This is a genomic window from Pseudomonas sp. HN11, from assembly GCF_021390155.1.
GTDB lineage: Bacteria > Pseudomonadota > Gammaproteobacteria > Pseudomonadales > Pseudomonadaceae > Aquipseudomonas.
Genome location: NZ_CP089985.1, coordinates 1,588,194 through 1,611,034, shown reverse-complemented (window position 1 = coordinate 1,611,034; position 22,841 = coordinate 1,588,194). Strand labels below are relative to the sequence as shown.

Below are 22,841 nucleotides of genomic sequence, written 5' to 3'. Positions count from 1 at the left end.
AGGGCCCGTGGGAAAAGGCGGCCCACGGGAATGCTCGATACGATAGCAGGCTATTCGATAGCCTCGTAAGGAAGTCCGACGTAATTTTCTGCGATGGTCTTGCGCCCCGCCTCGGAGTGGATGAAATACTCAAGCTCACTCTCGGCGATGCGCTGGCTGAAACCGTCCGCCTCGGGAAACTGATGCAACATCGAGGTCATCCACCAGGAAAACCGCTCGGCCTTCCACACCCGCCGCAGGCAGATGGCGGAATAACGCTCCAGCAGATCCACCCTCCCTTCGCCGTAGACCTTGAGCAGAATCCGATACAGGGTGCTCACATCACTCGCCGCCAGGTTCAAGCCCTTGGCGCCGGTGGGTGGCACGATGTGCGCGGCGTCCCCCAGCAGGAACAGGCGCCCGTACTGCATCGGTTCCACCACGAAACTGCGCAGCGGCGCGATGCTTTTTTCGATCGATGGCCCAGTCACCAGATGTTCGGCAAGGTGACTGGGCAGGCGGGTTTTCAGTTCCTCCCAAAAGCGCGCGTCGGGCCATTCATCAATCGGCTCCTCCACCGGCACTTGCAGGTAATAGCGGCTGCGTGTCGGCGAACGCATGCTGCACAACGCGAAGCCACGTGGATGCTTGGCGTATACCAGTTCAGCGTGCACCGGCGGCGTGTCGACGAGGATACCCAGCCAGCCGAAGGGGTAGATACGCTCGAAGACCTTGAGCGAGTCGGCGGGGATCGATTGGCGCGCAATGCCGTGGTAACCGTCGCAACCAGCAATGTAGTCGCACTCCAGGCGGAAGGTCTCGCCTTGATGTTCGAAGGTCAGCCAGGGTCGATCACTTTTAAGCCCATGCGGCTGCACGTGCCGGGCTTCATACAAGGTAGCTGCACCTGCGGCGGCACGAGCCGCCATCAGGTCGCGGGTGACTTCGGTCTGGCCGTAGATCATCACCGATTGACCGCCGGTCAGGCCTTTGAGGTCGATGTGGGTAAGTTGACCATTCAACGCCAACTCAAACCCATCGTGCACCCGCCCTTCGCTGTCCATGCGCTGATTGACGCCGGCGTGCCTGAGCAGGTCGACCATGCCTTGTTCCAGCACCCCGGCACGGATGCGCCCCTGCACATAATCAGCGCTCTGGCGCTCTAGGATAAGGGTCTCGATACCTGCATTGTGCAGCAATTGGCCGAGCAGCAGTCCGGAGGGACCGGCGCCGATAATGGCGACTTGGGTTTTCAGCGTTTTCATTATTTTTATGGCCCGCAAGTTCCACTCGAACAGATTGAGTGAAAGAGTTGTCATTGGTCTTGTTGCTGACATTTTTCACTTGAGTGAACGGCCTTAGAAGGTGAAAACTGAGCCAAAGCCTGCGCTTTTTGCCAATCGGGGCGATTACCGCACCACTCTCCTGAGTATCGGGTTGAAACCATGACCAAAACCGCAATTCCGGTCTTCAAGCTTTACGGGGAACACCAGCAATGGCCCACCCCCGATTTGTTGCACTGTGAAACCATTTCCCGGCGCAGTCGGGAATACCAGTGGGAAATCCAACCCCACCGGCACGCGGATCTGTGCCAGTTGTTGTACGTGCACAAAGGCCAGGCACAGTTGGAGATCGAAGGCCAGCGCACCACCCTGAACGAAGCGACCCTACAGGTACTGCCGCCCTTGTGCGTGCACGGCTTCCGTTTTCCCGAGGACGTCGAAGGCTACGTGGTGACGCTTTCGGCGCCGTTGGTCAGCCATCTGCAAACCCAGCTGGGCACAACCGTGGACGGTTTGCAGACACTCGGCAGTTACCCGGCGGGCAAAGACAGTGATTACCTCAATAGCCAGTTCGCGCGCTTGCAGGATGAATACGCCGATGAACAACCGGCACGGGACCTGATGATGCACGCATTGGTCAGCGTATTGCTGGTGTGGATCAGTCGCCAGGCTATCCAACGTCGTCATCCACGGGCACCGAGGGGGCGCGAATACTTCCGGCGCTTTACCCAATTGGTCGAGCAGCATTACCGCGAACATCCGAAGATCGAAGACCTGGCCCACAAGCTGGGAATCTCGGTCTCACACCTGAACGGGATATGTCGGGAGTTGGGCGGGCAGCCTGCACTGCAGATCATGCATGACCGCCAGTTGCTGGAAGCCAAGCGCCTGCTGACTTACACCAGCATGACGATCAATGAAATGTCGGAGGTATTGGGTTTTTCCGACCCGACCAACTTCTCTCGGCTATTTCGCCGACGGGTTGGGTTCTCACCCAAAGCGTTTCGCGAGCAGTTGAAGGCCAATACAACACAGGATTAATTGTGGGAGCGGGCTTTGCTCGCTCCCACATTTGCACCTCCTGCAGCCAGCTTCTAACGCAAGGCGCTAAAGCTGCCAGTATGGGGAACGCATTGATCCTGATGGCAGCTGATCGCGAAGGTTGGCTGCATACGGGTCTGCTCCACGCGATAGGCGGCAGTCCCGTACAACGCGCTGGCGATGGCGCACAGGCTGAAAATCATCAGATACTTTCTGGTTTTTATGCTCATGGCACAGACCTCTGCGGATCTACCGGGTGCTGTCTAAAGCATAGGTCAACCAGCACGAGTTGCCATTATCGGGCGACATTCAACACCTTTATGTCGGCCTGGAGACCGACATCCCATGCAGGCTCCTCCGGGAACCGCAGCACCAGGAAATCCAACAGGCTGCGCAGTGCCGACGGCATGTGCTTGCGCGAGGCGTACACCGCGTAGATGTTCATCTGTCGGGGCTCGGCCTCAGGCAGCAGGCGCACCAGTTCGCCGCGACGGATGTAATCGCCCGCCTGGTAAGTGGGCAGCATCGACACCCCGGCCCCGGCCAACGTCACGCGCAACAAGGTGCTAGCCTCGTTGGAGGTGATGTTGCCGTTGATCGGCACCGAAACCTGCTCGCCCCGCTCTTCGAAATGCCACAGGCTTTTGCCGAAATAGGAGTGGGTGAGGCAGTTGTGCCCGGCCAGATCTTCGACGCTCTGTGGGGCCGGATGCGCCAGCAGGTACGCCGGCGAAGCACACACCACGGAGCGGCACACCGTCAGGCGCCGGGCGATGAGGTTGGGGTCCAGGTCGCTGCTGGTGCGGATGGCCAGGTCGATGCGCTCATCCACCAGGTTTACCGTGCGGTCGAGCATTTGCAGATCGACCGTCACCAACGGGTAGTGCTTGACGTATTCGGCGATGGCATCGGCCAGTTGCGCCTGGCCGAACGAGGTGCTGACACTCAGGCGCAACAGGCCACGGGGCGCGTCCTGCGGCTCGCTGACGGCGGCTTGCATATCGCAACACAACTCCAGCAACTGACGACAGCGTGGCAGGGTTTCACTCCCCGCCGCCGTCAGGCTGAGCTTGCGTGTGGTGCGGTGCAGCAAACGCGCGCCGACCCAGTCTTCCAACTCGGCCAAATAGCGCGACACCACCGGGCGCGACAGGTCCAGGTGATCGGCCGCGGCGGACTGACTGCCCTGGTCCACCACGGTAACAAATACACGCATTGCTTGAAGACGATCCATGATCTGCCCGATTTCAGAAACAAACTATGTCCCAGCATCGCATTTTTAGTCTGGTTTTGTGCAACTAAGCTCTGTGCATCCTTTACCAATGCTGGAGCTGCCCGATGTTCTCAACCTTCAAGCGCCTGACCCTGGCCACCGTGGCCTTGGCCTTCGCCGCTCATGCGGCAGCGGCCGACCTGAAGCTGGACGTGTACAACCCAGGCGAAGCGGCAATCTTCCCGGTCAGCTCGGTGCTGGTCAGCGGCGCCAAGGACGCGATCCTGGTGGACGCTCAATTCGGCAAGGCCCAGGCCGAGCAATTGGTGCAGAAAATCCGCGCCAGTGGCAAGCACCTCACCACCATCTACATCAGTCATGGCGACCCGGACTACTACTTCGGCCTTGACACCCTAACCGCCGCCTTCCCCGATGCCAAGGTAGTGGCCCCGCAACCGGTGGTCGACCACATCAAGGCCACCGTGGCGGGCAAGCTTGAGTTTTGGGGCCCGAAAATGGGCGCCGACAAGCCCACCAAAACCATCGTGCCGCAGGTACTCGAAGGCCACAGTCTGAACCTGGAAGGCCAACCGCTTGAGGTGATCGGCCTGGATGGCCCGCAGCCGGATCGCAGCTTTGTGTGGATCCCGTCGATCAAGGCCGTGGTCGGTGGCGTGGTTGTCTCCGAAAACATCCATCTGTGGATGGCCGATACCCAGAGCGCGCAGTCTCACAAGGATTGGCTGACTACCCTGCAACGCATCGAACAGCTGAAACCGCGTACCGTGGTGCCGGGCCACTACCTGGGCACGTCGACACTGGCCTGCGTGGCCTTTACCGCCGACTACATCAAAGCCTTCGACGCCGAGACCGCCAAGGCCAAGGACTCCGCCGCCCTGATCGCGGCCATGAAAAAGCGTTACCCCACCCTCGCCGACGAAAGCTCGCTGGAACTGAGCGCCAAGGTCGCCAAGGGCGAAATGAAGTGGTGAATGACCCTAACGTACTGGAGAACGTCATGAGCAAGATTGCAATCATCGGTGCCACCGGCCGTGCCGGTAGCCAACTGCTGGAAGAAGCGCTGCGTCGTGGGCATAGCGTCACGGCCATCGCACGCAATACCGACAAGCTGGCCGTGCGCCCTGGCGTCACCGTCAAGCAAGTCGATGCACTGAATGCCGCCGCCCTGCAACACGCCATCAGCGGCAGCGACGTGGTGATCAGTGCCGCGCATTTCGCCACCCTGCCCGCCAGTGCCGTTATCGGGCCGGTGAAGAAAGCTGGGGTGAAACGTCTGCTGGTGGTGGGCGGTGCTGGTTCGCTGTTGCTGCCGGACGGTGGGCGGGTGATCGACAGCGAAGGTTTCCCGGCAGAGTACAAAGCCGAGGCCAGTGCGGGGGCTGTGTTTCTCGATACGCTGCGTCAGGAGAATGACCTGGATTGGACCTTTTTGTCGCCGTCGGCGGAGTTTGTTGAGACCGAACGCACCGGTAAATTCCGTGTGGGCCAGGATGATTTATTGGTGAGCAGTGAAGGTCGCAGTTGGATCAGCTTCGCCGACTACGCGATTGCCCTTATCGACGAAGTGGAATCGCCCAAGCACTCGCGCCGGCGTTTCACCGTAGGCTACTGACATACTCCCTTCCTGTAGGAGCCCGGCGATTCGACAAGCCGGGCGCCTACATGGGGGATTTGGCGTTCATGACCAACCAGTTCATCAAGGCTTCCAGCCCCGCCGAAGGGACCGTACCCGGTGGATACACCAAGTAATACCCCATCCCCGTCGGCACCCTTAATTCAAACGGCATCACCAACCGCCCCGCCTTTAAATCCTCGCCAATCAACGCACTGTCACCAATCGCCACGCCGGAACCTTGCGACGCCACCGTCATCGCCAAATCCAGCGTTTCAAAATGATGCCCCTGGCCCACATTGCCCAGCCGCGTATTCGCCGCCTTGAGCCACAACGCCCAATCCCGCTCATCCCGCGTGGGATGCAGCAAGATCTGTTGCTGCAAATCTGCCGGAGTGTGCAAGCCATCGAGCAGTGCCGGTGCACAGACCGGCGTGAGCTGTTCATCGAACAGATGCCGCGCCTCGGCGAGTTGCTCGGCAATGGGCGCATAGATCACCGCCGCATCGAATTGCTCACGGCGAAAGTCCACGGTGTAGGCCACGGTGGTGGTGAGTTCCACCGGCACCTCCGGGCGTTCCTTTTGCCATTGCATCAGGCGCGGTAGCAGCCAGCGCATCACGCAAGTGGAAGCCTTGAGTTGCAGGGTCTGGCGGCGACAGCCAATCTGCTCCACCGCTTCACCGAGCAGGTCAAACACCTGCTGTGCGCGCAGTGACCATTCGCGGCCCTCTTCGGTCAGGCTCAAGCCGCGCGCCTGGCGTTGGAACAGCGCGTAGCCCAGATGGCTTTCCAGCCCGGCAATCTGTCGGCTCACCGCGCCTTGGGTGATGTGCAACTGCTCGGCGGCGCGGGTGAAGTTGCAGCATTGGGCCGTGACCCAGAAGGTATGCAGCGCAGGCAGCGGCGGGAGACGTTTCATAGGGGCGCAGCCATGACGTGAGGACATGGCTAGTATGACTTTTTATCGATTGTTGCCGCTATGGGCCAGCCGGTCCAATAACGCCTTATCTCAACAATAAGAGCGACCTTTATGGCGACCTGCGGCGTAGTATTGGTCAACCTCCTGGAAGGCTACGGCGTGGACCAGGTGTTTGGCATCCCCGGCGTGCACACCGTGGAGCTGTATCGCGGCCTGGCCCGTTCCAGTATCCGCCACGTCACCCCGCGTCACGAACAAGGCGCCGGCTTCATGGCCGACGGTTATGCGCGCACCAGCGGCAAACCCGGTGTGTGCTTCATCATCACCGGCCCCGGCATGACCAATATCACCACCGCCATGGGCCAAGCCTATGCTGACTCGATCCCGATGCTGGTGATCTCCAGCGTGCAGTCACGCAGCCAATTGGGCGGCGGGCGCGGCAAGCTGCATGAGTTGCCGAACCAGGGCGCGATGATGGCCGGTGTGGCGGCGTTCTCCCACACCCTGATGTCGGCGGCGGAGCTGCCCGGCGTGTTGGCGCGCGCGTTTGCGTTGTTCCAGGCCGGACGGCCGCGCCCGGTGCATATCGAGATTCCGTTGGATGTACTGGTGGAAAATGCCGACGCACTGCTGGGCAGTGAACCGGTCAGCGTGGCCCGTGCCGGTGCGGCGCCGTCGGCGGTCAAGCAGATGAGCCAATTGCTCGCTGCGGCCAAGAAACCCTTGATCCTGGCCGGTGGTGGTGCCATCGACGCGGCGCCGGAACTGACCCGACTGGCCGAAATGCTCGGCTCGCCGGTGGCCCTGACCATCAACGCCAAAGGCATGCTGCCCGCCCGCCACCCGCTGCTGATCGGCTCAACCCAGACCCTGGTCGCCACCCGCGCACTGGTGGCCGAAGCGGACGTGGTGCTGGCCATTGGCACGGAGCTGGCGGAAACCGACTACGACGTGACCTTCGCCGGCGGCTTCGAGATTCCCGGCGCGCTGCTGCGCATCGATATCGACCCCGACCAGACCGTGCGCAACTACTCGCCGCAAGTGGCGCTGGTGGCTGATGCACAAATCGCCTCAGGGGCCTTGCTGGCCGAGCTGAGCAGTAAATCATTACCACCGCGTAACAGCGCGTGGGGCGCTGAACGTGTAGCGCGCCTGTGGGCGGAACTGACCCCGACCTGGGACGCGGCCACCCACGCGCAAACCCTGTTCCTCAACACCGTGTTGGAAGAATTGCCCAACGCCGTGCTGGTGGGCGACTCCACCCAGCCGGTGTACACCGGCAATCTGACTCTGAACCTCGACCATCCGCGCCGCTGGTTCAATTCGTCAACCGGCTACGGCACCTTGGGCTACGCCCTGCCCGCCGCGATCGGCGCCTGGCTGGGGCGTGGCAATGGGCAGCCGGTGGTGTGCCTGATCGGCGACGGCGGCCTGCAATTCACTCTGCCGGAACTGGCTAGCGCGGTGGAAGCGCGCTCGCCGGTGATCGTACTGCTGTGGAATAACCAGGGTTATGAGGAGATCAAGAAATACATGGTCAACCGTGCCATCGAGCCGGTCGGCGTAGACATCTATACGCCGGACTTTATCGGCGTAGCCAAGGCACTGGGTTGCGCCGCCGAAAGCGTTCAAGGGGTTGAGCCGTTACGCGTGGCACTCCGCGCTGCTGCTGATCGTCCTGGGCCAACGCTGATTGAAATCGACCAGGGGCTGTGGATGAAGGAGGTAGCGGTATGAGCGCGGTATTGAACGGTGTGTATATCGATGGAGCATGGCGTGCCGGGCATGCCGTGCTGGAGGTGATCAACCCGTCGACCGAGGCGATTCTGGCCAGCGTCAGCGTCGGCGATGCGAGTACTGTGACCCAGGCGGTCGACGCCGCCAGCGCCGCCTTCATCGACTGGTCGAAAAGCACCGGTCGTGATCGCGCTGCCCTGCTGCGCAAGATCGCCCGAGGCGTGAGCGAGCAACGCGAGCAACTGATGCACCTGCAGTCGAGCAACAACGGCAAACCGCTGTTTGAAGCCGCGATGGATGTGGACGATGTGATCGCCACTTTCGACTATTACGCCAACGTGGCCGAAGCGATGGATGCTGGTCAGGATCATCCGGTGGAACTGCCCGGCACTGACTTCAACGCACGCCTGCGCCGGGAGCCGTGCGGCGTAGTCGGACTGATCGTGCCATGGAATTTCCCGATGGTGACCACCGCGTGGAAACTCGCCCCGGCCCTGGCGGCCGGTTGCTGCGTGGTGATCAAACCATCGGAAGTCACGCCATTGGCGGAGCTGCAATTGGCACGGATTATCGCCGAGGCCGGCTTGCCTGCCGGGGTATTCAACCTGATATGCGGCACAGGCCTGGACGTCGGCGCGCCGCTGGCGGCGGATCGCCGCGTCGCGAAGATTTCCTTCACCGGCAGTAATGCGGTCGGCGTACAGGTGATGCAGCGCGCGGCCGAAACCATCAAGGGCGTGAGCCTGGAGCTGGGCGGCAAATCTTCCCTGCTGGTGTTGGCCGATGCCGACCTGGACCTGGCGGTGGAACTGGCCTGTGGCGGTGGTTTTTTCAACGCCGGGCAGATGTGTTCGGCCACCAGCCGTGTGTTGGTAGCTGACAGCCTGGCGGATGAATTCCTGCAGCGTATGCAGGCACGGGCTGAAGGCATCCGCGTCGCTGACCCGTTTGCCGATGACGTGGAAATGGGTGCGCTGATCAACCGTACGCAATATCAGCGGGTGCTGGGGCATATCCAGCGTGGTGTTGAAGATGGCGCACGTTTGCTATGCGGCGGTAAGCGCCCGGCGGATTTGCAGAAGGGCTTTTTCATTCGCCCGACCGTGTTCACCGACGTGCCGCTGAACAGCGCATTGTGGAACGAAGAGATCTTCGGCCCGGTGCTTTGTGTACGACGTTTTACCTCTGAGGCCGAGGCAATCACTCTGGCCAATGACAGCGATTTCGGCCTGGTGGCGAGTGTAATCAGCGCCAATACTGAGACCGCCGAGCGCGTGGCGAATGCCTTGCAGGCCGGGCTGGTGTGGATCAATGCGCCGCAAGTGATCTTCCCACAGACCGCGTGGGGCGGTTACAAGCAGAGCAGCATCGGCCGCGAGTTGGGACCGTGGGGGTTGGCGGCGTTTCAGGAGATCAAACATGTGATCAGTTCTGTCTGACACTGAAGATCCCCCTGTGGGTTGTGTCAGTTGGCTGCAATTTTTAGATAGCACCTGCGACTTTCTCATTTGCCCCCCTCCTCCCGCCCATGGCCTGATTCGGCCTTGTTCACTCAAGGCCGTCCCATGGAAACCGTTCAAACAAAACCGACCACCGCCGTCTGGCTGATGATCAGCGTCGTACTGGTCGCCCTCAACCTGCGCCCGTCCATGGCCGCTGTAGGGCCGCTGTTGTCCTCGATTCGTGGCGACGTGCCATTAAGTTTCAGCAGCGCGGCCCTGCTGACCATGTTGCCGGTGATGGCCATGGGCTTGGCGATGTTGTTTGGCATGGGCCTGGCCAAGCGCTTTGGCGAGCACCGCAGCATCGTAATATCGCTGGTGGTGATTGGCATGGCGACGCTGTCGCGGTTGTTCCTCGATTCGGCGTTGGAGTTGATTGTCAGCGCCATCGCCGCCGGCGCGGGGATTGCGATGATCCAGGCGCTGATGCCGGCGCTGATCAAGTCGCGGTTCAGTGACAATGTCTCGCTGTTCATGGGCCTGTACGTCACCGCGATCATGGGCGGCGCGGCGCTGGCGGCGTCATTTGCACCATTCGTGCAGGTGCAGACCGGCAGTTGGCGCATCGGCCTGGCGATCTGGGCCGTTCTGGCGCTGGTGGCGTTGGTGTTCTGGTACGCCCAGCGCTCGGTGTTGCCGCCACTGCCCCAAACCGGTGCTGGCCCTCAAGAATCATTTTTCGGTAACGGTCGCGCCTGGTTGCTCGCGGTGTTTTTCGGCCTCGGCACCGCGTCCTACACCTGCGTACTCGCCTGGCTGGCGCCGTACTACGTGGAGCAAGGGTGGAGCGAGCAGAACGCCGGTCTGCTGCTGGGTTTCCTGACGGCCTTGGAAGTCGTGTCCGGCCTGATCACCCCCGCCATCGCCAACCGTCACCAGGATAAGCGCGGCGTGGTCGCAGTGTTACTGGTACTTATCATCCTTGGTTTCTGCGGCCTGATCCTGAGCCCGCAACACCTGAGCCTGCTATGGCCTTGCCTGCTGGGCCTGGGCATCGGCGGTTTGTTTCCGATGAGCCTGATCCTGTCCCTCGACCACCTGGACAACCCGCGCCGCGCCGGTGGCCTCACCGCATTTGTGCAAGGCATCGGCTACCTGATTGCCGGGCTGTCGCCGCTGATCGCCGGGATGATCCGTGACAGACTGGGCAGCTTCGAATGGGCCTGGTGGTCGCTCACGGCGGTGATCGGAGTGATGCTGTTGATCGTTACGCGCTTCAACCCAAAGCATTACGCACGACATATCCGCTGAGGTCGTGTTGCAAACATTATTTGTCTCACACCAAACATAGAAACGCCCTACAGAGCATTCTATTGGCACGCTCGTTCCGTTAAGCTTTTGTGCTGTCTTGTACTGAGTTCGGTACAACGGGTTTACGGACGAAACCGATGCTAAACAGTAACTTGCTCAGAAAGCTCGATATGCAGGACTTGATGGTGTTTATCGCCGTCTATGACCAGAGCAGCGTTACCGAGGTGTCTGAAACGCTGTTTGTCAGCCAGTCCACCGTGAGCTATAGCCTGAAGAAGCTGCGCACCAGTTTTGAAGACGAGCTGTTTATCAACACGCGGGCCGGCATGCGGCCGACGTACAAGGCCACCACCATGTACGGGCACGTGCGGAAAATCCTCGAAAGCATCAACCTATGCCACGCCGGTGGCCAGGCCTTCGATCCGACGCAGAAGGCCGTGACATTCAACGTATGCGCGCCGGAATATTTCGAACAACTGATCCTGCCGCGCCTGCTCAAGCACTTCGACCGCGCAGACCTGCCGGTGATCGTCAACGTGCAGAAGCTGGAAACCGATATCCCCGCCGATGACCTGCGTGAAGGTCGCCTCGACCTGGTGATCGGCTTCGGTCCCAACTTCCACCGCGCCCATAAAGACTTTCGCACCCAGATGTTGCTCGAAGACGACCTGGTGTGTGTGTTCGACAAACGCTCTGCGCCCCGCGAGCCCGCTTTCAGCCTGCAATCCTTCGTCGAACGGCGCCACGTGTTCCCTACGCCGTGGACCTCCGACACCAACATGATCGATGGCTGGCTTGCACGCCAAGCCCATAAGCGCCAGGTAATCGCCCGCGCCAACAGCTACAGCGCAGCCTTGAAGATGATCACCGACACTGACTTCGTCGTCACCCTGCCCCGGCGCGTACAAAAACTGCTGGCGCCAGCCCCGGTATTCGGCCATTGCGAAGCACCGAACGGTTTGCCGGGATTTACGCTGGAGATGCAGTGGAACGAAACCAGCGAACTGGACAGTGCCAATACCTGGTTTCGTGAGCAGGTGGTGAAGGTGTGTGAGGAGCAGCTACAAGCTACAAGCTGAAAGCGGCAAGGGGCGCCACGTTTTTAACTTGAAGCTTGCAGCTTGTCGCTCGCGACTGCTCCTTTGCTATAGGAATCGCGATCCATGTCTACCAACAAGACACTCAGTTGAACCTGTACGCCCTCCGGCCAGTCGCCTAGATCCTGCAAGGCCGCCAGCAGGCTTTCCGACAACTGCTTCTTGACCTGCGGCGACCGCCCGCTGAGCAGCGATAGTTTCACTGCTATAAAACCCCGTGGGTCGAGGGAGGTGCCCACTTGGAACGTCTCGACCTTGACGGCACGGCTTTTGATATCGAACTCGGAGCCGAACTGGCCAGACACCATCAACACGTTGTTGAGCCGCAACAGGGTTTTCTCGACCGCGAGTCCTGTCAGGTTGGCGGTGTATTCCAGATGCAGGTGTGGCATGGATAGCTCCGAGTCTTTCGTAGGAAGATTCGTAGATATACCACGGATAAAGGCTTCAGGCTTTGGTCGCCAACCCTCGATCACTCATAAAGGCTTCCAGCCGCGAACGCACCCAGCGCTCGGCGGGGTCGGTGTCCACATGGCTGAGCCAGACCATGGACAAATCCAGGGTCGGCGTCTCGAACGGGAACGGCTCACAGAACAGGTTGCCCGACACGGCCATGGCCTCGGCGGTGTAATCCGGCAAGCTGGCAATCAGGTCAGTGCCGGCCAGCAAGGCCGGCAGTGCGCTGTATTGCGGCACCGACAGCACCACATGGCGCTTGCGGCCTATTTCCGCCAGCCACTCATCGGCAAACCCGGACACGTTGGCGGTGTGGGACACCAGCACATGGGGGCGTGCGCAATATTCATCGAGGGTCAGCGGTGTGTCAGAAGCGTCGGCGCGCAATAAACGCGGGCGGATATGCCGCAGCAGCTTGCGCTTGGCATTCGCCGGCAGGCCACGGGTCTGGGTGATGCCGACGGTGATGTCGCCGGACGCCAAGAGGTCGGGAATACGCCAGTAGTCCACGTGCTGCACCACGAACACCACCTGCGGCGCCTCCTGGCGCAGGGCGCGCAGCAACGGTGGCAACAGGCCGAACTCGACGTCATCGGACAGGCCGATGCGAAAGGTCATGGTGCTGATGGACGGGTCGAAATCGTGGGTCAGGCTCAGGGCCGAGGACAACGAGTCCAGGGCCGGCGACAAATGCTGGATGATTTCCTCGGCCCGCGCCGTAGGCTCCATGCGATGGCCGACGCGAATGAACAGCGGGTCGTTGAACAGGGTACGCAAACGATTGAGGGCCGAACTGATGGTCGGCTGGCCGAGAAACAGCTTCTCCGCCACCCGCGTCACGTTGCGCTCCAGCATCAGCGCTTCGAACACTACCATCAGGTTGATGTCGGCCTTGCGTAATTCATTGCGATTCATCGACGCCTGCCCCTTTCCCCAAGACAAGCCGCAGTGTAGAAAGCCGCGTAGCTGGCGTCTACGTGTAGGACGCTTCGCTGGCCTGCGCGCCACGCTCGGGCTCATGCCCCATGCGCAATCGCAGCGCTGCCACGGCCGCCACCACCAATACCAGCGCAATCACCTTCAAGCCGTTCATTGCATTGCCGGTGCTTTGCTCGATCACGCCCATCACCGACGGCCCGACAAACCCGCCGAGTAGCCCGCAGGCGTTGACGAAGCCCAGCCCGCCCGCCAGCGCAACGCCTTTGAGGCGCGAAGCCGGGTACAGAAAAATGATCGACTGCACCACAAAGAACATCACCGCCGACAGGCAAAAACCGAGCAGGCTGAACACCGGCCCCGATATCGACGCGATGCCCAGGCCCATCGCCATGGTCAACAAGCCCGTGATCAACAATCGTCGGCAACGTCCAGGCGTGGTGGCAAAACGTGGGATCAGCACCGCACCCAGTGCCGCCGCGATCCAAGGCAATGAGGTCAGCAGGCCGACGCTCATGGTGCTCAGTTCGCCGTACTTGCTGATGATGCTCGGCAGGAAAAAGATCACGGTATAGATAGTGATCTGGTGACAGAAGTACACAAAGATCGCCAGCAGGATTTGCGGGGTCAACCAGTTTTTCAACGAGTGACCGCCCTCGCCCGCGCCCTCTTCGGCTTCCTGGGCGATGCGCTGTTCGATGCCGCGCGCTTCTTCGGCCGACAGCCATGGCGCCTTGCTCGGACGGTCCGGCAATTTGCGCCAGACCACCCAGGCAAACGCCACCGCCGGCAAGCCCTCAAGCATGAACATCCACTGCCAGCCGTGCCAGCCGAACAGGCCGTCCATGCGCATCAAGGCCGCGCCCACCGGGCCGCCGATGATGTTGGCGAAGCACACGCCGAGCAGGAAGTAACCGGTAGCCCGCGCCCGCTGTTCACGGTTGAACCAGTAGGTCAGGTAGAGCATGACCCCAGGAAACAGACCAGCCTCGGCAATGCCCAGCAACAGGCGCAGCACGTAGAATGAGGTCTCACCCTGTACAAACGCCATGGCCGCCGAAATCAGGCCCCAGGTCACCATGATCCGCGCGATCCAGAACCGCGCGCCGACCTTGTGCATGATCAGGTTGCTGGGGATTTCCGACAGCGCATAGGTCAGGAAAAACAGCCCCGCGCCCAACCCGTACGCCGCGGCGGAAATGCCCAGGTCGACGTCCAGGTGATGCTTGGCCAGGGCGATGTTGGTGCGGTCCAGGAAGCTCAGGATGTAGGCGATGATCAGCAAGGGCATCAACTTGACGAACATCAGTTTATTCAACGCCTGCGGTGTGCGGGCGGAGGTGGCGGTAGTCATCGGCAATTCCTCTTGGCGCCCCGCCAGCCGGGCTGGGAGGCGCATCGGTGTTGTTCTAGGAGTCGAGTTGCACAACCAACGCCGGCGGGCGATGGGAAAACAGTTGCAGCAGTGCGCCACCCAAGGCGCAGCCGGCCATCACGAAGAAACACACGGTGTAGCCGTGCAGCGTGGTCCAGCCGCCCCCCATGGCGATCAGGCTGCCCATCAACACCGGCGCCAGGCCGCCACCGATGAACATCGCGGTGGTGATGATGCCGTTGGCGGTAGAGGTCGCCGACGGCTCGGCCGAGTCGCAGGCCACGGCGTAATAGATCGGCCACACCGCGTTGGCCACCAGGCCGAACAGCAGTTGCACGACAATGATCAACGTCAGCGTGTTGGCGAAGTAGAACGCGCCCACACTCGCCGCCATCCACAGCCCGCAGATGATCAGGGTGGTGCGCCGGCCGATAATGTCCGACAGCGACGGCCACACCAGTTGCCCGAGAATGCCGGTGAGGGTGAACACCACGCTCATCCCTGCCGACTCGGCCAGCGACAGCCCGGCGATGTTGTAGAGGTAGGCCGGCAGCACGATGTTCACGCCCATGTACACCACTTGGGTGAGCATCGTGTTGCCCGCTGTGAGGGCGATATTGCGGTTGCATAAGGTGGCGAGGAATGTGCGCCAGGCTTCGCCTTTGACCTGGCTGGCCGGAGCGTTGTCCGGCGGGGTCATGCCTTTGGCGGCGATGTCGACGTACAGCGCGGTGATGCGCTCGGCGGTGGAATATCGCGCCCAGAAGATCATTAGCGGCAACGCCACCACAAAGGCGAAGAAGAACACGTAGCGCCAGTTTTCTTCGCCGAACACCGTAATGACAAAACTCGCGACAATCCCACTGAGCATCGCGCCGATCGGGTAGCCGGTATGGTGCGCGCCCAGGGCAAACCCGCGACGTTCCACCGGCCACCATTCGGCGGTATTGCTCACCCCTACCGGCTCGCCCCAGCCGGCGCCGAGGTTGACGCCGACACGCAGGGCGATGAAGGTGGCGAGGTTGCCGCTCAAGGCCTTGAAGCCGGACAGAAACGAAATCGCGGTGTAACCCAAAACCAGCGGCACCTGAAAGCGTGCACGTTTCCAGCCGCCGCCGTAACGGTCGCTCCACATCGAGCCTGGGATATCCAGCAGCGCCAGGGCCAGCATCACCACCGTGGCCACGGTGCCCCATTGGTCGGCGGACAAATCGAAATGCTTGGAGATGGTCGGCCCCAGGCGTAATACGATCTCACGATCGTAGGCGTTGAGGATCCAGATCATCCAGCAGACCAGCAGCGACACCCAGGAATGCCGGTGAATGCTGCGCAGTGACGCTTTTTTTATAGTTGTCATGGGCCTCTCCAGGCGCGCGAGGGCGCGCACTGACATAAGGTTGCGAAGGAATATGCCTTGTCACACACACGCGCTAGCTGGCGAACCGTCGCTCGGCTATTCCTTGCACGCCCAACCCGGTAATGGCGAACAGCGCTCCGCGCTGCTGACCGTCCGCCGGGAAACGCGGCAGCGGCGGCTTGGCCATGGAGGTCACAAACAGGGTGTCCAGGTTCGGTCCGCCAAAGGTCAGGCTGGTGACCTTTTTCACCGGCATCTGGAGGATGCGGTCGACGCGCCCGTCGGGGGTGTAGCGCACCAGTTTTCCGGCGTAGACCAGCGCCTGCCACAGACAGCCTTCGGCATCCACGGTGCAGCCATCGGCGGCACCACCGCCGGAGGTGTCGACCTTGGCGAAGGTGCGACGATTGCTGACATTGCCGGTGGCCAGGTCGTAGTCGTAGGCCCAGATCTCGCCGGACCAGGTGTCGCAGAAGTAGAAAGTTTCACCCGTCGGGCTCCAACACGGGCCGTTGGACACGATGATGCCTTCGTCCAGGGTGTGCAGGCTCAGGTCGGCGTCCAGGCGGTAAAGCTTGGCGCTGGCGTTGTCTTCCTGGGTGTCCATGGAGCCGAAGATGAAACGGCCTTGGCGATCGACCTTGCCGTCGTTGAGGCGGTTGTCCGGCAGGTTCGGTTCCGGATCAGCGACCAGGTTGAGTTCGCCACTGTTGAGGTCGAGAGTGTGCACGCCGTTTTGCAGGGCGACGATGGCCGACTCGCCGTCACGGCGCAGGGCCATGGAGCCGATCTTCTGGCCCACCTCCCAGGCGCGCAGTTCGCGGCCATCGTCGGTGCAGCGCAGGATGCGGCCGTCGGCGCTGTCGATCCAATACAAGCGTTGTTGCAGGGCGTCCCACACCGGGCCTTCGCCCAGGGTGGTCTTGACGTCGACAAGCACTTCGATACGCATGGTGATCCCCTTATTGTTGTTGTGCGGGATGCAAGCCGCGCCTGGACGCGGCGGTTTGTAGGGTTAGAAGTTGACCTGGTCGCGCCCCTTGAGCCCGAGGATTTCCCGCGCCTCATCCGGCGTGGCGACGCGATGGCCGAGCGCTTCAATCACCGTGCGAATCCGCCGCACCTGATCGGCATTCGATGCCGCCAGTTTGCCCGGCCCATCCCACAACGAATCCTCAAGCCCCACCCGCGCATTGCTGCCCATGGACAGGCCCATGGTCGCCAGCGGAATCTGCCCACGCCCGGCACCGAGAATCGACCACACATAATCGTCGCCAAACAGGCGGTCGGCGGTGCGGCGCATGTGCGCCAGGTCTTCCGGGTGCCCGCCGATACCACCGCGCAAACCAAACACCGACTGGATGAACAGCGGCGGCTTGAGCAGGCCGCGTTCCAGGAAATGCGCGGCAGTGTAGAGGTGGCCGATGTCGTAGCACTCGATCTCAAAACGGGTGCGGTTTTCGGCGCAGGAATTGAGGATGTGGGTAATGTCGCGGAAGGTATTGCGGAAGATCCGGTCGTCGCTTTCTTCCAGGTAGGGCCGCTCCCAGTCGTGCTTGAAATCGGTAAAACGGTTGAGCATTTCGTACAGGCCGAAGTTCATCGACCCCATGTTCAGCGAGGCCAATTCCGGCTTGAACTGCATCACCGGCTGTAGGCGTTCTTCCACGCCCATGGTCGGTGCGCCGCCGGTGGTGATGTTGATCACCACATCGCTGGCGGCCTTGATCTGCGGCAGGAATTCGGCGAACAGGGCCGGGTCCTGGCTGGGGCGGCCATCATTGGGGTCACGGGCATGCAGGTGGACAATCGCGGCACCGGCCTCGGCGGCACCGATGGCGGCGTCGGCAATTTCCTGCGCGGTGATCGGCAGATGTGGCGACATCGACGGCGTATGAATCGCACCGGTAACGGCGCAGGTAATGATGACAGGACGATTTTTGGACATGACAGATCTCCGACTTTTATTCTTATGAAAAAAATCCTGGGTGCAGCGCGCTGTGTTCTTCCGTGGCTTACAAGTACTCGACGTTACCGTCGACGCTGATCGCCTGGCCGGTCACGTTGCGTGCGGCGGGCGAACAGAGGAACAAGGCCATGGCGGCCACGTCTTCGGCGGTGACCATGCGCTTGAGGGAAATCTTGTTGAGGTATTCCTGGCGCATCTCGGCTTCGGGCACGCCGACCTGTTCGGCACGGGCGCGGATCACGCCGTCCATGCGCGGGCCTTCGACAATGCCGGGCAGCAAGGCGTTGACGCGGATATCACTCTCACCCAGCTCCGAGGCCAGGGATTTCATCAGGCCGACAATCGCCCATTTGGTCGCCGCGTACGGTGTGCGCCACGCGTAGCCCAAGCGCCCTGCTACCGAGGCGATATGCAGCAGATGGCCGTGGGACGATTCCTTGAGCATCGGCACGGCGTGGTGGGCAAACCGGTATTGCGCGGTGAGATTGATGTTGATGGTGGCTTGCCACTCAGCGTCACTGATCGCATCGATCCCGCCAGTAGGCCCGGCAATCCCGGCATTATTGACCAACACATCGAGGCCGCCGAAATGTTCGCGCTGGACCTTGAACACCGCCTCGATCTGCGCGGCATCGCTGACGTCGGCGCGGGTGGCGACGGTGCCTGGGTATTTGTCGCGAAACACGGCCAGGGCTGGCTCGCTCACATCACACACATGCACCTGGGCGCCGGCTTCCAGATACGCCGCCGCCAACACTTCACCAATGCCGGCAGCCCCGCCGGAAATCAACACGCGTAACCCAGGATAAGGCTGCAGCCGCTGTAGGACACTCATGCACGTTTACCTCCTGAAGCAGACGACCGCGAACGGTCGTTCTTGACGAGCAGGCGCGCCAGGGAGTCGGCGGCCTGCATGATGTCATCGGTCACCGCTGCGCGTGCACCGGCGCCATCGCGGGCAGCCAGGGCTTCGACGATGCGCGTGTGCGCTTCCATCGAGCGTTGCAGGTGAGCTTTATCCGGGGCGACCAGCGCAAAGCACGGGCCCATGTGCAGCCAGAAGTTTTCCACGGCAGCCATGGTCAACTCGGCCTGGGCCACGGCGTAGATGCGCCGGTGAAACGCAAAGTTGGTCCACAGGTAGCGGGACACGTCGACTTCGTCGGCGGCGTGCTGCATCTGCTGACAAAGGTCGGTGATTTCGTCGAGGTCGTTTTTTTGCAGGAGCAGCACCGCCTTCTCCGCCAGCAAGCCTTCGAGGGCGACCCGTGCATCACGAATTTCGCGCAGGCGTTCGACCGTCATCAGGCGCACACGCAGACGTGAGGTTTCAGTGACTTCGAAGGCGTTTTCGGCGCTGAGCCGTTGCAGCGCTTCGCGCACCGGCATCGGGCTGGAACCGAGGGCCTCGGCGAGGCCGCGGATGGTGAGTTTCTGGCCAGGCTGGAAACGGCCACTCATCAAAGCTTCGCGAATCTGCCGGTAGACCTGGTCTTGCAAAGTATCGCGGGACACCTGGCGCAGGGTGGGCAGGAGGAGCGGACCATCTGTCATGAGGCAAAACCTGTGTTGTCGTTCTTATGGCCTCAATATGTGATCACAAATCAAATATGTCAAATAGTTTCCCATCTCGGATAGCGCAACAACACAACGATGGGAGCGGGCTTGCCCGTTCCCACATTTTGACCGTATTTAACCTGGGACTACGGCTTCAGCGGACGCTCCTGATCTCGCTCGGAAAGCTCCGTGCCATCATCGGGATGCTTCCAGGTCTGTGGTTTTTCTTCCTCCCGCCGCCGGGGTTGCTCACGCTCCGGCGCCTCCCGCCGTTTATGTTGATCAGTCATCGCCACCTCCCATCCGTAAGAATTGGTCACATCTTCAGCATAGAACAGCAAATGCATTTCTGACCGCCTCGCCGACTGATAACCAACGCACATCAATCCATCCAAATTTGTCACTTATCATTTCTAAATGTGTCAGCCACTATTCTCGGTCTTAGGCGAAACAAGCACTTTAAAAAGAACGCTGGAGACAACAAACCATGACAAGCCCTACCCGACCCGACTCTGCTCGCTCGAAAGTGGGCGCGGTATTCCGCGTGACTTCGGGCAACTTCCTCGAACAGTTCGACTTCTTTCTGTTCGGTTTCTACGCCACCTATATCGCTGCCGCGTTCTTCCCTGCCGCTAATGAGTTTGCGTCATTAATGATGACCTTCGCCGTGTTCGGCGCGGGCTTCCTGATGCGTCCGTTGGGCGCGATCATCCTGGGTGCCTACATCGATGATGTGGGTCGCCGCAAAGGCTTGATCGTGACGCTTTCGATCATGGCCAGCGGCACGCTGCTGATCGTGCTCGTCCCCAGCTATCACACCATTGGTTTATGGGCGCCGTTGCTGGTGCTGCTCGGTCGCCTGTTGCAAGGCTTCTCGGCCGGCGCTGAACTGGGCGGTGTGTCGGTTTACCTGTCCGAAATGGCCACACCCGGCCGCAAAGGCTTTTACACCAGCTGGCAATCGGGCAGCCAACAGATCTCCATCGTGGTCGCCGCCGCGCTGGGTTATGGCCTGAACGTATGGATGGAACCCGCCGTGGTGGCCGATTGGGGCTGGCGCATTCCGTTCGCCATCGGTTGTGTGATTATCCCGTTCATCTTCTTCCTGCGTCGCAACCTCCAGGAAACCGAAGAGTTTGCCAACCGCAAGCATCGCCCGACCATGCGTGAAGTGCTGGCGACCCTGGTGAAAAACTGGACCGTGGTCATCGGCGGCATGCTGATGGTGGCCATGACCACCACCGCGTTCTACCTGATCACTGTGTACGCGCCGACCTTCGGCAAGACTGTGCTGCAATTGAGCACCTCCGATGCACTGCTGGTGACCCTGCTGGTGGCGGTGTCGAACTTTATCTGGCTGCCGATCGGCGGCACCCTGAGCGACCGTTTCGGCCGCAAGCCGGTGCTGATCGCCATGACCGTGCTGACGGTTGTGACCGCTTATCCAGCGCTGTCCTACGTGGTGAATGCCCCGAGCTTTGCCCACATGCTGGAAACCCTGCTGTGGTTCTCTTTCCTCTACGGCATGTACAACGGCGCAATGATCCCGGCCCTCACCGAAATCATGCCGGTGGAAGTGCGCGTGGCGGGTTTCTCCCTGGCCTACAGCCTGGCGACCGCGATTTTCGGTGGTTTTACCCCGGCGATCTCCACCTGGTTCATCCACATCACCGAAGACAAGGCCTCGCCGGCCTACTGGATGATGTTCGCCGCAGCGTGCGCGCTGTGTTCGACCCTGGCGTTGTATCGCCGTGCCAATGCCCGTGGGCAAGTGATGCAGGGGGCCGCGCAATGAAAACTATGCTCAAGACCCTGACAGCCTTGGTCCTCGGCGCCCTGGCGCTGTCAGCCCAGGCCGAACAGCTCAAAGTAATGACCTCCGGAGGCTTCACTGCCGCGTATAAATTGCTCGGCCCGCAATACGCCAAGCAAAGCGGCGACACCCTCGACACCATCCTCGGCCCCTCCATGGGCAAGGCGCCGGAAGCGATTCCCAACCGCCTGGCCCGTGGCGAACACGCCGACGTGGTGATCATGGTCGGCTACGCTCTGGATGAGCTGATCAAACAAGGCAAGGTCGACCCGGCTTCCCGTGTGGAACTGGCGGACTCGCGCATTGGTCTGGTGGTGAAGGCCGGCGCGGTCAAACCTGCAATCGGTACTGACGCCGAACTGAAAGCCGTGCTGAGCAAGGCCAAATCCGTCGCTTATTCGGACAGCGCCAGCGGTGTGTATGTCGAGAAAGAATTGTTCAAAAAGCTCGGCATGCCCGCCAAAGGCACTATGATCGAACGCCTGCCGGTGGCCGAACAGGTCGCCAAGGGTGACTACGAAGTGGGCTTGCAGCAGGTCGCGGAATTGTTGCCGGTGCCGGGTGTGACTTATGTCGGCAAGATCCCGGAAGATGTGCAATCGGTGACGCGATTTGCCGCCGGGATCCCGGTGAATGCCCAACACCCTGAGCAGGCCAAGGCGTTGTTGCAGTACCTGGCGTCGCCCGAGGCGCAACCGGTGGTGCAAGCCACCGGCCTGGACTCGGTGTCACGCTGACCGAAACGGCATCTCCCGCACCAATCGCTCCAACTCCAGCGCCGCTGGCGGCAAGGTCCGCCCGCGGCGTTTTATCAAGCCCACATTGCGCATCACCTGCGGTTCCACCAACGGCACACTCACCAGAATCGGGTGTTCCAGGGCCGGCATGGCAATCGAAGGCACCATCGCCACCCCCAACCCCGCCTCCACTAGCCCGATCATGGTGGTCACGTGGTGCGTCTCGCAGATGCTCGCCTTTTTCACCCGTACGCCGCGCAAGGCCTGGTCGAGCAGGAAGCGGTTGCCGGAGGTTTTGTCCACGGTGATGTAGTCGTGCTCATAAGCCTCGGTCCAGGTCACGCTGTCACGCTGGGCCAGTGGATGATCGCGGCGACAGGCCAGCACATAGCGCTCTTGCAGCAACAGCTCGAACTCCACTTCATCGGCCAGGCTGCCGCTGAAACTCACGCCGAAATCCGCCTCGCCACTTTCTACGGCATTGCACACTTCACCGGCACTGGCATCCAGCACCCGCAGGCGAATTTTCGGATACAGCTTGTGGAATTCGGAGATCACGTGGGGCATGAAGTAGTAGGCAGTTGACGGCACGCAGGCAATGGTGACATTGCCCATGCGCGTGGACGCGACATTGCTGATCCCCATGAGCGCAACATCGAGATCGTCGAGCATGCGCTCGACCTGAGGCAGGAAAGCCCGACCGACCATGGTCAGGCTGACGCGCCGCGTGGTGCGTTCGAACAGCTTCACATCCAGCGCAGTCTCGAGCTTTTCGATACGCCGGCTGAGGGCCGGCTGCGAGATCCGGATGGCTTCGGCGGCACCGCGAAAACTGCCCTTGTCTACCACGGCGCGAAAGGCTTGGAGGTCGTTGAGGTCGAAGTTGATGATCACGGGAGGGCCAATGTGGTCGAGGTAGCGGGCATTATCGTACGAGAGCCGATGGGGCGCCATGTATGCCGTGACCGGCCTGCCGCCATAAT

23 protein-coding genes are annotated in these 22,841 nt (G+C 61.2%); 9 read left to right on the top strand and 14 right to left on the bottom strand.

Features of this window, described 5'->3' with window-relative positions; all coding sequences use genetic code 11:
• Window positions 1-50: 50 nt before the first annotated feature.
• Window positions 51-1,244 (bottom strand): 4-hydroxybenzoate 3-monooxygenase, encoded by a 1,194-nt coding sequence (gene pobA / locus LVW35_RS07360; RefSeq protein ID WP_233894513.1) that lies wholly within the window; start codon window positions 1,242-1,244, stop codon window positions 51-53.
• 180 nt (window positions 1,245-1,424) lie between these two features.
• Here pobA and LVW35_RS07355 point away from each other — a divergent pair, with 180 nt between their 5' ends.
• Window positions 1,425-2,303, top strand: a complete 879-nt coding sequence (locus LVW35_RS07355; protein WP_233894512.1) for a helix-turn-helix domain-containing protein — start codon at window positions 1,425-1,427, stop codon at window positions 2,301-2,303.
• Window positions 2,304-2,356: 53 nt separating this feature from the next.
• On the opposite strand, the gene LVW35_RS07350 is transcribed toward LVW35_RS07355, so the two are convergent.
• A complete protein-coding gene (locus tag LVW35_RS07350; protein WP_012722801.1) occupies window positions 2,357-2,533 on the bottom strand; it encodes a hypothetical protein in 177 nt (58 codons plus the stop codon).
• Window positions 2,534-2,598: 65 nt separating this feature from the next.
• Window positions 2,599-3,537, bottom strand: coding sequence for a LysR family transcriptional regulator (locus LVW35_RS07345; RefSeq protein ID WP_233894510.1), 939 nt, complete (start codon window positions 3,535-3,537; stop codon window positions 2,599-2,601).
• Between the two features lie 104 nt (window positions 3,538-3,641).
• Here LVW35_RS07345 and LVW35_RS07340 point away from each other — a divergent pair, with 104 nt between their 5' ends.
• Both LVW35_RS07340 and LVW35_RS07335 read left to right on the top strand, forming a co-directional pair.
• A complete protein-coding gene (locus tag LVW35_RS07340) occupies window positions 3,642-4,508 on the top strand; it encodes an MBL fold metallo-hydrolase (RefSeq protein ID WP_233894508.1) in 867 nt (288 codons plus the stop codon).
• Between the two features lie 26 nt (window positions 4,509-4,534).
• Window positions 4,535-5,149 carry an NAD(P)-dependent oxidoreductase gene (locus LVW35_RS07335; RefSeq protein WP_233894506.1) on the top strand — a complete coding sequence of 205 codons (615 nt, stop codon included), beginning with the start codon at window positions 4,535-4,537 and terminating at the stop codon, window positions 5,147-5,149.
• A 46-nt stretch (window positions 5,150-5,195) separates the two neighbouring features.
• On the opposite strand, the gene LVW35_RS07330 is transcribed toward LVW35_RS07335, so the two are convergent.
• Window positions 5,196-6,071, bottom strand: a complete 876-nt coding sequence (locus LVW35_RS07330) for a LysR substrate-binding domain-containing protein (RefSeq protein WP_233894505.1) — start codon at window positions 6,069-6,071, stop codon at window positions 5,196-5,198.
• A gap of 111 nt (window positions 6,072-6,182) precedes the next feature.
• On the opposite strand from LVW35_RS07330, the gene LVW35_RS07325 reads away from it, so the two are divergent.
• From LVW35_RS07325 to LVW35_RS07310, 4 genes are all read left to right on the top strand, one after another.
• Entirely contained in the window at window positions 6,183-7,808 is a 1,626-nt protein-coding gene (locus tag LVW35_RS07325) for a 5-guanidino-2-oxopentanoate decarboxylase (protein WP_233894504.1), read from the top strand.
• A complete protein-coding gene (locus LVW35_RS07320; protein ID WP_233894503.1) occupies window positions 7,805-9,247 on the top strand; it encodes an aldehyde dehydrogenase family protein in 1,443 nt (480 codons plus the stop codon). Before LVW35_RS07325 ends, LVW35_RS07320 begins: the two co-directional genes overlap by 4 nt.
• A 126-nt stretch (window positions 9,248-9,373) precedes the next feature.
• A complete protein-coding gene (locus tag LVW35_RS07315) occupies window positions 9,374-10,561 on the top strand; it encodes a cyanate transporter (RefSeq protein WP_233894502.1) in 1,188 nt (395 codons plus the stop codon).
• Between the two features lie 137 nt (window positions 10,562-10,698).
• Window positions 10,699-11,640 (top strand): LysR family transcriptional regulator, encoded by a 942-nt coding sequence (locus LVW35_RS07310; RefSeq protein WP_233894501.1) that lies wholly within the window; start codon window positions 10,699-10,701, stop codon window positions 11,638-11,640.
• 23 nt (window positions 11,641-11,663) lie between these two features.
• Here LVW35_RS07310 and LVW35_RS07305 read toward each other — a convergent pair whose 3' ends face one another.
• From LVW35_RS07305 to LVW35_RS07265, 9 genes are all read right to left on the bottom strand, one after another.
• Entirely contained in the window at window positions 11,664-12,050 is a 387-nt protein-coding gene (locus LVW35_RS07305; RefSeq protein WP_233894500.1) for a 5-carboxymethyl-2-hydroxymuconate Delta-isomerase, read from the bottom strand.
• Between the two features lie 55 nt (window positions 12,051-12,105).
• A complete protein-coding gene (locus LVW35_RS07300) occupies window positions 12,106-13,029 on the bottom strand; it encodes a LysR substrate-binding domain-containing protein (protein ID WP_233894498.1) in 924 nt (307 codons plus the stop codon).
• Window positions 13,030-13,087: 58 nt separating this feature from the next.
• Complete coding sequence (locus LVW35_RS07295) at window positions 13,088-14,404, bottom strand: MFS transporter (protein WP_233894496.1); 1,317 nt, start codon at window positions 14,402-14,404, stop codon at window positions 13,088-13,090.
• A gap of 55 nt (window positions 14,405-14,459) precedes the next feature.
• Window positions 14,460-15,782 (bottom strand): MFS transporter, encoded by a 1,323-nt coding sequence (locus LVW35_RS07290; RefSeq protein WP_233894494.1) that lies wholly within the window; start codon window positions 15,780-15,782, stop codon window positions 14,460-14,462.
• Window positions 15,783-15,855: 73 nt separating this feature from the next.
• Window positions 15,856-16,734 carry an SMP-30/gluconolactonase/LRE family protein gene (locus LVW35_RS07285; protein WP_233894492.1) on the bottom strand — a complete coding sequence of 293 codons (879 nt, stop codon included), beginning with the start codon at window positions 16,732-16,734 and terminating at the stop codon, window positions 15,856-15,858.
• Window positions 16,735-16,797: 63 nt separating this feature from the next.
• Window positions 16,798-17,730: a 3-keto-5-aminohexanoate cleavage protein gene (locus LVW35_RS07280; protein ID WP_016975200.1), complete on the bottom strand. Its 933-nt coding sequence runs from the start codon at window positions 17,728-17,730 to the stop codon at window positions 16,798-16,800.
• A 67-nt stretch (window positions 17,731-17,797) separates the two neighbouring features.
• Entirely contained in the window at window positions 17,798-18,586 is a 789-nt protein-coding gene (locus LVW35_RS07275; protein ID WP_233894491.1) for an SDR family oxidoreductase, read from the bottom strand.
• On the bottom strand, window positions 18,583-19,305 hold the full coding sequence (locus LVW35_RS07270) for a GntR family transcriptional regulator (protein WP_233894490.1): 723 nt from the start codon (window positions 19,303-19,305) through the stop codon (window positions 18,583-18,585). Before LVW35_RS07270 ends, LVW35_RS07275 begins: the two co-directional genes overlap by 4 nt.
• 149 nt (window positions 19,306-19,454) lie before the next feature.
• Window positions 19,455-19,655: a hypothetical protein gene (locus LVW35_RS07265; protein WP_233896567.1), complete on the bottom strand. Its 201-nt coding sequence runs from the start codon at window positions 19,653-19,655 to the stop codon at window positions 19,455-19,457.
• A gap of 140 nt (window positions 19,656-19,795) precedes the next feature.
• On the opposite strand from LVW35_RS07265, the gene LVW35_RS07260 reads away from it, so the two are divergent.
• Window positions 19,796-21,103: an MFS transporter gene (locus LVW35_RS07260; RefSeq protein WP_233894489.1), complete on the top strand. Its 1,308-nt coding sequence runs from the start codon at window positions 19,796-19,798 to the stop codon at window positions 21,101-21,103.
• Window positions 21,100-21,858, top strand: coding sequence for a substrate-binding domain-containing protein (locus LVW35_RS07255; RefSeq protein WP_233894488.1), 759 nt, complete (start codon window positions 21,100-21,102; stop codon window positions 21,856-21,858). Before LVW35_RS07260 ends, LVW35_RS07255 begins: the two co-directional genes overlap by 4 nt.
• Here LVW35_RS07255 and LVW35_RS07250 read toward each other — a convergent pair.
• The gene (locus LVW35_RS07250; protein WP_233896423.1) at window positions 21,850-22,752 is read right to left on the bottom strand and encodes a LysR family transcriptional regulator; all 903 of its coding nucleotides are present in this window, start codon (window positions 22,750-22,752) and stop codon (window positions 21,850-21,852) included. The genes LVW35_RS07255 and LVW35_RS07250 overlap by 9 nt on opposite strands.
• Window positions 22,753-22,841 lie beyond the last annotated feature (89 nt).